Source organism: Edaphobacter sp. FHG110511_03 (assembly GCF_059115365.1).
Map to the genome: position 1 here is coordinate 666,678 of NZ_JBZYWL010000003.1, position 13,805 is coordinate 680,482.

The following is a 13,805-nucleotide window of genomic DNA, read 5'->3' on the forward strand; positions in this document are numbered from 1 at the left end:
CCGCGGTCTTCATGCGTGCCTATCCTGCGGATCTCACTCGAAGGCGGATGTTTTGCTCTATTGGCTGCTGTATCAGAAGCTCTTCCCCTACTTTCGCCTGTTTCGCATCTTTCGCTACCTCACGTTTCGCACGGTCTTTGCGAGCCTGACGGCGTTGCTGATCGGCCTGCTGATCGGCCCCTATGTGATTGAGCGTCTCCGCGAGTTTCAGATCGGCCAGTACATTCGCGAGGAGGGGCCGCAGTCGCACCAGAAGAAGAGCGGAACGCCGACGATGGGCGGGGTGCTGATCTGCATTTCGATTCTCGTGCCGACCCTGTTGTGGTCGGATCTATCGAACCCATTTGTCTGGCTGGTGATGCTTTCGACATTGGCCTTTGGCGCAATCGGCTTTGCCGACGATTACATCAAGGTGGTGCACCGCCGAAATCTTGGCCTTACGGCGCGAACGAAGCTGGGCCTGCAGCTGCTGGCCAGCGCTGGAGTCGCTCTTGCTCTTGTTCATCTACAGAGCCATGGAAACTACTCCACAAAGCTGATGTTTCCCTTCTTCAAGCGTTTTCGCCCGGATCTCGTCTGGGAGTCGCTAGGGCAGATTCCTCATATGCACTGGCTTGCATTTCTGCCGTTCGTCGTCTTCGTCATGATCGTGATTGCCGGTGCAAGCAATGCGGTCAATCTTACCGACGGGCTCGACGGCCTGGCGATTGGATGCACGATTATTGCTGGGGGTGCTCTTACGGTTCTGACCTACGTCAGTGGACACGTGGTCTTTTCGGACTATCTCGAGCTGCAGCGCATGCCTATGGTGAGCGAGTTGACGATCTTCTGCGGAGCCATGGTTGGCGCGAGTATCGGCTTTCTTTGGTACAACGCGCATCCGGCTGAGATCTTTATGGGAGATGTTGGCAGCCTGGCGCTGGGAGGCGCCATCGGAACGGTCGCGGTTGCTATTAAGCAGGAGCTGCTGCTGCCCTTCATTGGCGGCGTCTTCATTCTCGAAGCGTTGAGCGTGATGCTCCAGGTGGGGAGCTACAAACTGCGGAATGGAAAGCGCATCTTCAAGATGGCCCCGCTGCATCATCACTTCGAGCTTCTCGGCTGGTCTGAGTCCAAGGTGATTGCGCGGTTCTGGATTCTGGCATTGATCTTCGCGCTTCTGGCGCTGACAACGTTGAAGTTGCGATGAGGCTGTGATCTGATTGAAAACTGCTATGGAATTGAAGAATAAGCGTGTGCTGGTGGTGGGACTGGGTAAGTCGGGGATCGCGGCTGCCATGTTTTTGCGGCAACAGGGAGCCCGGGTGACGGTGAGCGATGCGCGCAGTGCGGTCGCGCTAGCGAAGGAGATACCTGCGCTTCTCGACGCCGGAATCATGGTCGAGAGCGGGGGACATGGGCTGCTCACCTTTCGCCGCCAGGACCTGATCGTGATCTCGCCGGGCGTTCCCCTCGATACACCTGAGGTGAAGCAGGTGATCGGTTATGGGATGCCTGTCATCGGCGAGCTCGAGTTTGCCAGCCGGTTTCTTAAGGGACGGATACTGGCGATCACTGGCTCGAATGGAAAGACTACAACCACCACGCTTGTGGGACGGATCCTTGAGGAAGGCGGCGTGGAGACGCTGGTGGGGGGAAACATAGGAACGCCGGTGATCGACCTGGTTCCGAAGAGCACTGACGAGACCGTAAGTGTGCTTGAGGTCTCAAGTTTTCAGCTGGAGACGATCGAGCAGTTCCGTCCGTGGATTGCGGTGGTGTTGAACATTACGCCCGATCACCTGGACCGGCACGGAAGCTTCGAGAACTATGCGGCCATGAAGGCCCGCATCACCGAGCGTCAGGAAGCGGAAGACTATTTAGTGCTGAATGCGGAGGACAAGCCTACGCAGATGGTTGCGGCGAAGACGAAGGCGCAGATCTTCTGGTTCAGCACGCGTCGACCCATCAAGCAGGGAGCCTTTGTACACGGGGAGAGCATCGTGTTCGTCGCTCGCGAAGGGGCGAAGGCTGAGCCGGTGATGCCCGTCGCGGAGATCCCGCTCAAAGGTGCGCATAACGTGGAGAACGTGCTGGCCGCAGTCTGCGCGGCGCGGCTTGCCGGGGTTCCAGCGGAGAAGATCCGAAGCGCGGTCGCTGGCTTCAAGGCAGTCGAGCATCGGCTGGAGTTCGTTAGCACGGTGCAGGGAGTCGAATATTTCAACGATTCGAAGGCGACGAATGTGGATGCGGCGATGAAGGCGGTCGCGGCGTTTCCGGGCGGGATTCACCTGATCCTCGGAGGCAAGGACAAGGGTTCGGACTACACGTTGCTGGCCCCGCTTCTCCGCGAACGGGTCAAAGCTGTTTATACGATTGGTTCTGCCGCGGAAAAGATTGAGCGCGAGCTTCACGGAGTCGTGAAGATGGTGGGAGCGGGAACGATGGACGTAGCTGTTCGCGAGGCCCAGAAGGCCGCCGTCGCCGGGGATGTCGTGCTTCTGTCTCCGGCGTGCTCAAGCTTCGATCAGTTTGAGAACTACGAGCACCGCGGACGGACCTTTCGGCAGATCGTTCACGAATTGAGTTAGCAGCAGGAAGTGTAGACATGGCGAAGAGAGTTGGAGTGGACAAGTGGCTCTTCGGAGTGGTGCTGCTGCTGGTGCTGTTCGGTCTGGTGATGGTCTTTTCGGCCTCGGCCGTGATGGCGAAGGCGCAGACCGGATCTCCTTACCCTTACATGCTGAGACAGGGCATGTGGGCGGTGATGGGAATGATCGCGCTGGCTCTGCTGATGCAGGTCGACTATCGGCGCTATAACAATCCCAGGTTTGTGTTTACAGCGGTTGCCGTCACGATGGTGCTGCTGATCGGCGTTTTCGCGATGCGCGATTCGCACAATACGCATCGCTGGTTCCGGTTCGGCTTCGCGAGCTTTCAGCCTTCGGAGCTGGCCAAGCCTACGTTGGTGTTGTTTCTCGCTTACTTCCTGCAGACGCGAATTCACAAGATGGACGACTGGCGCGGGACAGTTCTTCGCGCCGCGCTGCCGCCGTTGCTGTTCGTCGCGCTGATCCTGAAGGAGCCCGATCTGGGGACTGCGATGGTCTGCGCTGCAGTGACGGCGTTGATGCTTTACCTGGCCGGGATGCAGCTGAAGTATCTCGGGATCGGCTTGTTGTGTTCGGCTCCTGTCCTTTATTACATGCTGTTCCGGGTGCCGTGGCGCAGGGCGCGAATGCTGGCGTTCGTAAATCCCGAGGCTGATCCGAGGGGAACGGGCTTTCACATTCTGCAGTCGCTGATCGCGGTAGGGACGGGCGGTCTGCGCGGACTGGGGTTGATGGAAGGACGGCAGAAGCTGTTCTATCTTCCGGAGCCGCATACGGACTTTATCTTCGCGAACGTCTGCGAAGAGCTGGGGTTGATCGGCGCGATTCTGATCATTGCGCTTTTTATCACGTTGGGCTATCGCGGCCTGCGTGCGGCGTACCTCTCTACCGATCCGTTCGCCCGGTTTCTGGCTTTCGGGATCACGTCGACGGTGCTGATCCAGGCTTTCTTCAATATGAGCGTTGTGGTCGCGCTGGTGCCGACCAAGGGAATTACCCTTCCGTTTATCTCCTTCGGTGGAACGTCGCTGTTTGTGATGCTGGCGAGTATGGGCGTTCTGTTGAATGTCACTCGCGAGATCGATTGAGATGGCCGAAGCTCTGCGGGTGTTGATTGCAGGCGGTGGAAGCGGCGGTCATGTGGTTCCTGCGCTGGCGATTGGGAGAGAGCTGCGCGATGCTCATGGAGCCGAGGTGCGGTTTGTTGGAACCGCGCGGGGGCTGGAGACACGTCTGGTTCCGGAGGCTGGGTTTCCGCTGGAGCTGATCAAGGTGGGTCAGCTCAAGAATGTGAGTCTTGCTACCCGGGCTAGGACCCTGTTCGATCTTCCTTTGGGCATTTTGCGATGCGTCAAGCTTCTGAGGAGTTTTAGGCCTCAGGTTGTCGTGGGCGTCGGGGGCTATGCTTCCGGTCCGGCGATGCTGGCCGCGATCCTGCTGCGGATTCCTACGCTGGTTTTTGAGCCGAATGCGGCTCCCGGGCTGGCGAACCGGCTGGTTGGCAAGCGCGCGAACGCCGCGGCTGTGAACTTTGCCGAGACCGCAGAGTGTTTCCACAACGCCCGCGTCACCGGAACGCCGGTCAGGCCTGAGTTCTTCGCTATCGAGCCCAAGGCTGAAGGAGAGGCGAAGCGTCTGCTGGTGTTTGGCGCGAGCCAGGGAGCGCGTGTTTTGAACCAGACCATGCCGAAGATCATGACGCGGCTGCTGGCGAAGTTTCCGAACCTTACGGTCGTTCACCAGACCGGCGCGCGGCATGGCGAGACGACGGTTGCGGCCTACGAGCAGGAAGGCGTGGGCTTCGAGCGGGTGCGGGTCACTCCCTACCTGGACGACATGGCGGCTCAGTTCGCGGCAGCGGACCTGATCCTCTGCCGCAGCGGAGCCAGCTCGGTAGCGGAGGTGGCGGCGGCAAGCCGTGCTGCGGTTCTGATTCCATTTCCGCTGGCGGCGGACGATCACCAGAAGAAGAACGCTGCGGCCTTCGTGACTGCGGGAGCCGCGGAGTTGATCGTCGAGGCGGAGCTTACACCCGAGCGATTATTGCAGGTGCTCTCGGATCTGCTGGCGGACGACCGGCGGCGGGCTGAGATGGGACAGCGGGCCAGGACTCTGGCACATTCCGAGGCGGTGCAGGAGATTGCCGGGATGGTCGTGGAGCTGGCGCGGTAGGGCTATCCCACTCCCGTCGAATTTGTGCAAAGTCTTGATTCGATTTGATTTAGGTTCGGACTTCATTTGCAAAGTCTTGATTGTAGGTGATTTAGTTGCAAATTATTGATTTGTCTAGGTTTATCGCAAAATTCGTATTGGGATCTACTTCCAGATTACGTGATCGGGTGGAACTAATCGGCAAGTTTATGTTGGTTGGTTTCTGTGGGTTGAGTGGGGTGGCCTCTTGACAGGGCTTTCGTGGGCCCTCGAGCTGAGCAAGTTGGCACAAGAGCAGGATTTTCATCAGCGAAGTTGTTCACTTTGAGGAGCTGGGATTCGAGTTGATTACGCCCGGATTCTACAGAGTCTACTTTCGAGATCTGGAGCGGCGAGCTGAATGCGGAAGAGCTTTAGGTCTGCCCGAAGGGTTGGTTAGAACCCATACCTTGAAGGTCCAGAGAGGAGCGATCAGTCCACTAGGGTGACTCATCGGTGCCATCGAAGGCGAGATGCGAACAATTGCCCAGAACTCAGTTTAGCGGCCAAGCAAGATTGATTTTGGGGTTGTTGGTGGGCTCGGTCCGCTGGAAATAGCATGGTTGACGATATCGTGATCTTCAGAGGGTTATCGTGAGCTGCGGACGGCTTCAACTGGTGGTGCTTAGGATAGCTATGCTTTCGTGCTTTCAACTTCCCGCTGTTCCTATTGGACTCTTCGCGCAGACTGTCGCGATCCATGTTCGTGTGCTTGACGGGCGCACTGGACATTCCCTGTCCGGAATGAACCTCGCATTCGTTGACTACCATACCGACGAAAACGGCGGATACCATGATGACCTCAACGGAAGAAATACCGTCAAGACCTCAGCGGAAGGAGATTCGTACATCGCAAGCCCAGACGCTCACGGAGTCTTAGTTTTCAACGGAATGGGTATAAATGGGATGTGGACACCTTGTACCAGACAAAGATTCTTCGATAGCAATACTCGAACCTATGGAGATGAGTATCTCTATCCGGTTTCTACGATCGTATCCTCCGGCTTGGTAGCCAAAAACACTTGCAGCAAATTGAGCGCAGTGGCAAAGCGTGGCGAACTCGTCATTTTTATTCGGCCCACAACTTGGTGGGAAAGGTTTGTTTGGGGCATGCGGTCATAGCGCGTTCGTGAACTCATTCATGAGTACGACGAAGGCGCTTGTCGTCATGCCTTCAAGGCCGAAGCGACCTTGCAAAGTCAATGCTGCGCGGTGGAAATGACGAGAATTGGAAAGCATGGAAAGCCAAAGACCGGCTTTCCACCCTTCCCAATTCTCTTGGAAATCCCTTCGGGATTCCCACATTCCCACCGCTTCGAAGGCGAGTCCATATTTGAAGAACGAGACCGCAAGGGGGTTGTAACGGATGTCTCAGGTCCACAGCGTAACGTATGTCCCCGGTACACTCAGAGCTTCGCTTCGGTCGGAATGCAGATTTGTGTTGATTTCTTGTGTGGTTGAGGCGCTAGCATTCTAGGCTCGTTGGGAGAAATACAGGGATCCTTCGACTGCGCATCTCGCGATGAAACTGCGAGAGGCTTCGCTCAGGATGACGCCTCATAAAGGAGTCCATCACGGACTGGACGGGTATCGTGGTCTGGGTTGATCTCCCCTAGATTTTTTGCCGCTCGGGGATGCTGGAGCGTAGGGCTTCGAGTCGCTGGTGGAGATGAGTTTGCAGGTCGGCGTATTCGGGTTTGCCGTAGAGGTTGGCGCGCTCGGTGGGGTCGGCTTTGAGGTCGTAGAGCTCGCCCTCGGTGGGGTCCATGACGTACTGGATGAGCTTGTATTGCTCGGTGCGGATGCCGCGGTGGGGAGCGACCTTCTCGGGGTTGGGCCATTCGTAGTACTCGTAGTACCACTCCTTGCGGAAGTTGGGCTCCGGTCTGGATGCGAGGGGGAGGATACTCATGCCCTGCATGCGGGAGGGAGTGGGAACTCCGGCGAGATCGAGGAGGGTGGGAGCGATGTCGATGTCGAGGACCATCTCGTCGCGAATGGTGCCGGGCTGAACGCGTTTGGGGTAGCGGAGCATGAGCGGGACGCGCAGGGAGGGCTCATGCATGAGGCGTTTGTCGAAGAGACGCCATTCGCCGAGGAAGTAGCCGTGATCGGAGCTGTGGAGGATGGCGGTGTCGTCGAGGATGCCCTTCTTTTCGAGGTGGTCGAGGACGCGGCCGATGTTGTCGTCGACGGCGACGAGGCCGGCGTAGTAGTCCTTGGTCATGCCCTCGAGTGAGGCGCAGGCGACGTGAGAGTTTGTCGTGCCGACCTTGTTTTCGGCTTCGATGAAGCTCTTGGGCTTGCCGGGATAGCCTTTGAGATCGTCGTCGAAGGTTAAGGGCTTGGGGATGGGAACTCCGTTATAGAGATCGAGGTGGCGGCGCGGGCGGAAGAAGGGCTCGTGGGGAGCGACGAACCAGATGAGGATGCAGAAGGGCTTGTCGCCACGGTCCTGATCGATCCACTGAAGGGCTTTGTCGGTGGTGAGGTCATCGGGATAGACGTCGTGGTACTGCATCTGGGGGCCGACGGTGCCGTTGCGGCCTTCTTTGAAGAGTGGGCTCTCGTAGTTGTTGCCGGGATCGTTGTGGCCGAAGTAGTAGTCCCAGTGACGCTCTTCGACACCGTTGTGCATATGGACCTTGCCGAGGATGGCGATCTCGTAGCCAGCTTCGCGGAGGAGATCGGTGAAGAGGGGAATGTCGGATGGAAGCGGTGTGCGGAGATGCTCGTTGGAGAGAGCTCCGGTAGAGCGGGAGTACATGCCGGTGAGCGCGGCTGCGCGAGCGGGCGCACAGAGGGCGTTGGTGCAGAAGGCGTTGTTGAAGCGCATGCCCTCGGCGCCGAGGCGGTCGTGATTGGGAGTTTTGAGGATGGGGTGCCCGGCGATGGAGAGAGCGTCGGCGCGCTGGCCTTCTCCGAGGAAGTAGACGAGGTTGGGGCGCTTTGGTTTTGTCTGGGCTTCTGCTGGCGCGGCTGTTACGCCGGATGCGGCGAACGTGCCTGCCACGGCGAGTGCGCCCTGGAGAAAGTCGCGCCTTGTGGCCTTGCCCTGTTCCTGCACTCCGTCTTCGGGGGTGTAGTCCTTCATGCTCGACATTGAAAACTCCCTTTCCATCTCAAAAGGACAGAGTAAGGGATCGCATGGTTTTAGAGAAAGAAGCCGAAGGAAATGCAGGGTGCAAAAGCTGTCAGATTTTCTGTTGTTCAGGGAAAACAACCGCAGGTCCCGTTCGGTTTCGTTCAGGGCGGGCTCTTCGACTCGTCTCTCGCGATGAAGCTGCGAGGGGCTTCGCTCAGGATGACACTTTACTCAAAATAAAGACGGGCTGAGAGTTGATCTCAGCCCGTCGCGAAGGATTCAGATTGCGGGTGATGATTTAGCGATGTCCGCCACCGCCGCCGTGTCCGCCGCCACCACCGTGGAAGCCTCCACCGCCGCGGAAACCGCCTCCGCCTCCACCGCCGAAGCCACCGCGGGATCCTCCGTTGAAGCTACCGCCGCTATTGCCACGGAAGGCTCCGGAGTTGCCGCCGAAGCTGGGGCGCGACTGGGAGCTGGCGAAGCTACCACGATTGCCAAAGCTCTGGCCGCCGCGGTTTGCAAAGTTGCCCTGGTTGGGGCTGATGGAGCCGCGATTCCCGAAGCTGCCCTGGTTGGATCCGCCGTAGAAGTTATGCTGCGAGCTGCCGACACCACGGTTTGAGCCGAAGCCGTTGCCGTTGTAGTTGCGGCCCGTGGAGACGTTGGTGGCTCCATGGAAGTTGCCGAAGCCATTGCGGCTGCTCTGTCCGAAGCTGTTGCCGCGGTTGTTGTAGTACGAGCCGCGATTTCCGGCGAAGTTGTTGCCGCGGTTGGCCCAGCCGGATCCTCCGGGACGACCGTCGAAGTGACCGGCGTAGGGACGGTTGTAGGCGTATCCGCCACGGAAGCCAGGACCGAAGCGGTTGTAGCAGCGGTTGTACCAGAAGTGTCCGCCGCCCCAGTAGCCGCCGTAGAAGCCTACGCCGAAGTAGCCGAAGCCGTAGTTAATGCCGCCATAGTAGCCGACATTAGGCCCCCAGTAACCGGCGTTCCAGAGGTAACCGCCGGTTCCGTAGCCCCAGTAGCCGGGAGTCCACAGGGCGCCAGTGTAGGGGGGGAGAACCCAGGCACCGTCCACCCACTCATAGCCTTCACCGCTCCAGGCCCAATAGCCAGGAGTCCAGATATAGCCATCGCCGGGCATCACCGGCTGAGCGTAGACGGGAATTGCAGGAGGGGCAATTGCAACAGAGACAAAGACCCGCGCTTCGGCGGTTGTGGGAGAGAGGAGTGCTGCACCAGTGAAGAATACGGATCCAAGAACGGCTGCTCCGAAGACATTACGAACTTTACGGAAGAGGTTCATTGCCTGCCTTCGCCGAGGATCCTTCGTTTTCCCCGAAACGCGCTGGGTTTCGCGGATGATCGGCTGAGGTTCCTGTCCGCTTTGCCCGTTTTGCTATGCGGATCAGGCACTCGGATAGTTAGACACGAATTGTAAAGTTTCGTTGCGGTTAAGTGAATGGGGATTCAGAGGGGTGAGTTAGGTGTTTGGATTGAGTTAGTTGCGGATGGCTTTCTCGTTGGAAAAGCCGTCAGCGGATTTCTGGAGGTGGGCGATATTCGGTGTTTCGAATGCTGCGAATTTGTTGCCTTGGCTCTAACGGTGCTGCGGGGTCGCCTTGGCCCGCTTCGCGTTCGAAGACGGGGCATCCTTTATTGTGTGCTTCCGCTGGAGGGTGAAGGAGCTCATTCTTCTGCGTTCTGCCTATCTTGTGGGCCAGAAGTCGCTGCTAGAGTGGATTTATGCCTGTGACACTTGCCTCTTCCGGTCATCAGTTCTTTGCTCCTTCGCTTCGGATTCATTTCATTGGGATTGGTGGGATCGGGATGAGCGGGATCGCGGAGATTCTGCTGACGATGGGGTATGCCGTCTCGGGGAGCGACCTGCGGCGGTCGGCGGTGACGGACCGGCTGGTGGGTATGGGAGCACGGGTCTTTGAGGGACATGCGGCCGCGAACGCTGCGGGCAGTGATGTGGTGGTGACCAGCTCGGCGGTGAATCCGAAGAACCCTGAGGTGCTGGAGGCACGGGCGCAGAAGATTCCGGTGATCCAGCGGGCGGAGATGCTGGCCGAGTTGATGCGGCTGAAGTATGGGATTGCCGTGGCGGGAATGCATGGGAAGACCACGACGACGAGTATGGTGGCTTCGGTGCTGGCAGCGGGGGGCCTGGATCCGACGGTGGTGGTGGGGGGAAGGGTGAACGCGCTGGGGTCGAATGCGCGGCTGGGGAACTCGCAGTATCTGGTGGCGGAGGCGGATGAGAGCGACCGTTCGTTTTTGAAGCTGTCGCCGGTACTGGCGGTGGTGACGAACCTGGATCGCGAGCACATGGATTGCTATCGCGATATGGCGGATGTGGAAGCGGCGTTTGTGGAGTTTATGGACAGGGTCCCGTTCTATGGAGCTTCGGTGGCCTGCGCGGATGACGCACTGTTGCGAGCGGTGCTGCCGAAGGTGAGGCGGCGGCTCTATACGTATGGCGAAGGTGAAGATGCGGATTTCCGCGTGAAGGTGCTGGAGCGGGATGGGCAGGGACTGTCGAGGTTCGAGGTGAGCTATCGGGGAGCTTTACTGGGGCCGTTCGCTCTGCACGTTCCGGGAAAGCATAACGTGATGAATGCGGCGGCTGCGGTGGCGATTGGGGTACAGCTTGGGGTGGTTCCGGAGCAGATTGCGGCGGGGCTGGATGGGTTTCGCGGGGTGGACCGGCGGTTTCAGATCAAAGGAACGGTACGGGGCGTGACGGTTGTGGATGATTACGGGCATCATCCGACGGAGATTGTCGCCACGCTCAAGGCTGCGCGGGAGTGTGGGTATGGCAGGGTGCTGGTGCTGTTTCAGCCGCATCGCTACACGCGGACGAGAGACCTGATGGCTGAGTTTGTGGGTGCGTTTGGAGATGCGGATCGCGTGGAGGTGCTGGATATCTATGCGGCGAGCGAGGAGCCGATTGCCGGGATTACTGGGGAGGGGTTGGCGAAGGCGATTGGACGCGATGGAGTCGAGTATGCGGGTTCTGTCGCCGAGGCGGTGGAGGCGTTGGTGCGGGAGTCGCGGGAGGGGGATGTGATTTTGACGATGGGGGCGGGGAGCGTCTCGCAGGCGGCGGGGATGTTGCTGGAGCGGCTGGGAGGGTAGCGGGCGGGGCGCCTTCTCGCACAGGTAAAGGGAAACATAGCAGGAAGGTGGGAGTGACAGGCGGGTGAGTTCCTGAAAGGGTACAAGGGAGAAGTTGAGGGGCCGGGCAGGCCGTTTGGCGGGATATAGTCGAAGTGGCGATTCTCGCGGCCCTGCTCGGGTTTGCGAAGTAGCGACGAATCTTCGAAGCGCGGAACGGCGGTGCTAGAGGCGCCAGAGGTTGAGTGCGCTCAAGAGACAGGCCCACTGCCGAGAGGATCGTTTGCGCCGAAGAGGATGATGGCCCGCGAGTTTACAGATTACGAGGAGAGTTTCGACGACGACGATTTACTGCCGGGACGACGGCGGCAGAACGGCGTGCGGGTGAAGCTGCGCGGAGGTCTGCCCCGGTCGCCTGCAGGAAAGATTGCGGTGGCTGCTGCTGTTTTGGGATTGTTGGGGCTTTGCGGAGCGCTGGGAATGGCGGCGAGAAGCGCGATCCTGCACGATGAGCGGTTCATGATTCCTTCCGCGACGGCGATCGAGACCGAGGGCAACTCGCATGTGACGAGAGCGCAGCTGGTGTCGCTGTTTGGGGAAGACATCGAGCGGAATATCTTTCGGGTTCCGATGGCGGAGCGCAAGGCGGAGCTCGAAGATCTGCCCTGGGTGGAGCATGCCACGGTGATGCGGCTTCTGCCGAATCGATTGCGGGTTTCGGTGATGGAACGGACTCCAGTGGCGTTTGTACGGCAGGGAAATCGTATTGGGCTGGTGGACGCGAACGGCATCCTGCTGGATATGCCGACCGACGCGAAGACGAAGATGCATTATTCGTTTCCGGTGGTGACGGGACTGGAGGCGAAGGATCCGCTGTCGCTGCGGTCGGCGCGGATGAAGCTGTATGAGAGATTCACGAGCGATCTGGACGGGAGTGGAGAGAAGATCTCGGAGAAGTTGAGCGAGGTGGATCTGTCGAGCCCGGAGGATGTTCGTGCGGTGATCCAGGACAAAGGCGGCGAAGTGATGGTGCACTTCGGCGAGGACAACTTCCTGGATCGATACAAAAAGTTTGAGGAGCATCTGCCGGAGTGGAGGATGCAGTATCCCCACCTGGCCGCTGTCGATATGCGATACGAGCGGCAGGTGGTGCTGGAGATGCAGCCGGGGACGACGGCTCCAGTGGTGGGAGAGCAGCAGGCACCTGCAACGGAGAGCGGCGCTGGCAAGAAGGCGGCTTCGGATGCGCCGGCCGCGACAGAAAAGGTGGCTCCGACGCACAGCAATGCTGCAACGACTATGAACCATGCCGTGACGGCGAAGAAGAAGGCGGTCGCGAAACCGTCGGCGAAAGGCAAGAAACCGGCAGTGAAGAAAAGCGTTCCTGCAAAGCGCGGAGCCGTGGAACAGAAGACTCCGGGCGTACCGGCTTCGACTCTGAAGGCGGGCGGGGAACCATTCCGGGTTCCTCTTTGGATTCATTCGGGGCAGTTAACGACGGAAGCAGGACGGGGTTCGAGTATAGATGTGAAGTATTCTCCGCCGCAGGTGGTTCACTCATGAAGAATCAGAAGCTAGAGAATCTGATCACGGTGCTGGACGCAGGGAGCTCGAAGAGCTGCGTACTGGTGGCCGAACTGCACGATGGTGTGCTGCGCTATCGCGGACATGGCATCGAGCCGTCGAAGGGCATGCGTAAGGGACTGATTGCCGAGCTGGGGCCTGCGGCGGAGGCGATCAACCGGGCGGCGCTGACGGCGGAGCGAACGGCAAAGGCAGGGATTGAGACGGCGGTGGTGGGGATTGGCGGAACGCATGTGCGGGGCATGAACTCGCGGGGCGGGATCAGCCTGGGCAGCCGGATGCGCGAGATCACACGCGAAGAGGTGAGGGCCGCAGTGGACCGGGCGCGCAGCGTGGCGCTTCCTCCGGATCGCGAGATGCTGCATCTTCTGCCGCAGGAGTTCATTCTGGACGACCAGCCGGGAATCCACGACCCGATCGGGATGGTGGGGAACAAGCTGGAGGTGAACCTTCATCTTTCGACATGTTCGGGAGGCGTGGCCCAGAGCGTGATTACATGCGCCAATCGTGCGGGGCTCGAGGTGACGGATACGGTGTATGAAGGGATTGGATCGGCGGAGGCGGTGCTCTCTGCCGATGAACGCGAGCTGGGTGTGTGTGTCGCGGATATCGGATCGAGCACGACCGAGCTGGCGGTCTTCTTCGAAGGCTCGGTAGCGCATACCGCGGTATTGCCGATCGGCGGAGATCACTTTACGAACGATCTCGCCGTGGGACTGCATGTCACGGTGGAAGAGGCCGAGCAGTTGAAGAAGACGTACGGCCACTGCGTGGTGACTGCGGTTCCGCAGTTGAACGAGATTGAGGTGGGCGGGGATCTTGCGATCTCGGGAGGGCAGCCGGCGCGGATGGTGCGGCAGCGATTCCTGGCGGAGATTCTGGAGCCGCGCGCGCGCGAACTTTTTACGATGATGCGGGACAATCTTCGCCACGGTGGAGTTCTGGAGGCGCTGGGAGCCGGATGCGTCTTCACGGGCGGAGGCGCATTGATCGCGGGCCTGTTGGATAACGCTGAGAGCCTGTTGAGAGTTCCGGCGCGTATCGGATATCCGGTGCTGCTGTCGCGGATGCCGGAGGAGCTGGCGAAGCCGGAGTTTTCGGCGATGATTGGAATGCTGCTGTACACCCACAGGACGCAGGTCAGGAAGGCGAGCGAGGAGCAGGGGCTTCGGTCGAAGCTGAAGTCGATCTTCGCGGGCAGCTTCTAAAGAGAAACGCAAGCCAAATAG

9 protein-coding genes are annotated in these 13,805 nt (G+C 59.4%); 7 read left to right on the plus strand and 2 right to left on the minus strand.

Going from position 1 to position 13,805, the window contains the following annotated elements; translation table 11 throughout:
• Positions 1 to 52: 52 nt before the first annotated feature.
• Genes mraY through murG form a run of 4 tightly spaced genes read left to right on the plus strand, consistent with a single transcriptional unit; the run spans position 53 to position 4,763 of the window.
• Positions 53 to 1,189: a phospho-N-acetylmuramoyl-pentapeptide-transferase gene (gene mraY, locus AC5S26_RS16215; protein ID WP_494185946.1), complete on the plus strand. Its 1,137-nt coding sequence runs from the start codon at positions 53 to 55 to the stop codon at positions 1,187 to 1,189.
• Between the two features lie 25 nt (positions 1,190 to 1,214).
• Positions 1,215 to 2,570: a UDP-N-acetylmuramoyl-L-alanine--D-glutamate ligase gene (gene murD / locus AC5S26_RS16220; RefSeq protein ID WP_494185947.1), complete on the plus strand. Its 1,356-nt coding sequence runs from the start codon at positions 1,215 to 1,217 to the stop codon at positions 2,568 to 2,570.
• Between the two features lie 17 nt (positions 2,571 to 2,587).
• Positions 2,588 to 3,679, plus strand: coding sequence for a putative lipid II flippase FtsW (gene ftsW / locus AC5S26_RS16225; protein ID WP_494185948.1), 1,092 nt, complete (start codon positions 2,588 to 2,590; stop codon positions 3,677 to 3,679).
• On the plus strand, positions 3,657 to 4,763 hold the full coding sequence (gene murG / locus AC5S26_RS16230) for an undecaprenyldiphospho-muramoylpentapeptide beta-N-acetylglucosaminyltransferase (protein WP_494185949.1): 1,107 nt from the start codon (positions 3,657 to 3,659) through the stop codon (positions 4,761 to 4,763). The genes ftsW and murG overlap by 23 nt, the downstream gene beginning before the upstream one ends.
• Positions 4,764 to 6,393: 1,630 nt before the next feature.
• Here murG and AC5S26_RS16235 read toward each other — a convergent pair.
• Positions 6,394 to 7,884, minus strand: coding sequence for a sulfatase family protein (locus AC5S26_RS16235; protein WP_494185950.1), 1,491 nt, complete (start codon positions 7,882 to 7,884; stop codon positions 6,394 to 6,396).
• Positions 7,885 to 8,164: 280 nt separating this feature from the next.
• Positions 8,165 to 9,175: a YXWGXW repeat-containing protein gene (locus tag AC5S26_RS16240; RefSeq protein ID WP_494185951.1), complete on the minus strand. Its 1,011-nt coding sequence runs from the start codon at positions 9,173 to 9,175 to the stop codon at positions 8,165 to 8,167.
• A 440-nt stretch (positions 9,176 to 9,615) separates the two neighbouring features.
• Between AC5S26_RS16240 and murC the strand changes: the two genes are divergently transcribed.
• From murC to ftsA, 3 genes are all read left to right on the plus strand, one after another.
• Positions 9,616 to 11,013 (plus strand): UDP-N-acetylmuramate--L-alanine ligase, encoded by a 1,398-nt coding sequence (gene murC / locus AC5S26_RS16245; RefSeq protein ID WP_494185952.1) that lies wholly within the window; start codon positions 9,616 to 9,618, stop codon positions 11,011 to 11,013.
• Positions 11,014 to 11,289: 276 nt separating this feature from the next.
• Positions 11,290 to 12,555 carry a cell division protein FtsQ/DivIB gene (locus AC5S26_RS16250; protein WP_494185953.1) on the plus strand — a complete coding sequence of 422 codons (1,266 nt, stop codon included), beginning with the start codon at positions 11,290 to 11,292 and terminating at the stop codon, positions 12,553 to 12,555.
• On the plus strand, positions 12,552 to 13,784 hold the full coding sequence (gene ftsA, locus AC5S26_RS16255) for a cell division protein FtsA (protein WP_494185954.1): 1,233 nt from the start codon (positions 12,552 to 12,554) through the stop codon (positions 13,782 to 13,784). Before AC5S26_RS16250 ends, ftsA begins: the two co-directional genes overlap by 4 nt.
• Positions 13,785 to 13,805: the final 21 nt, after the last annotated feature.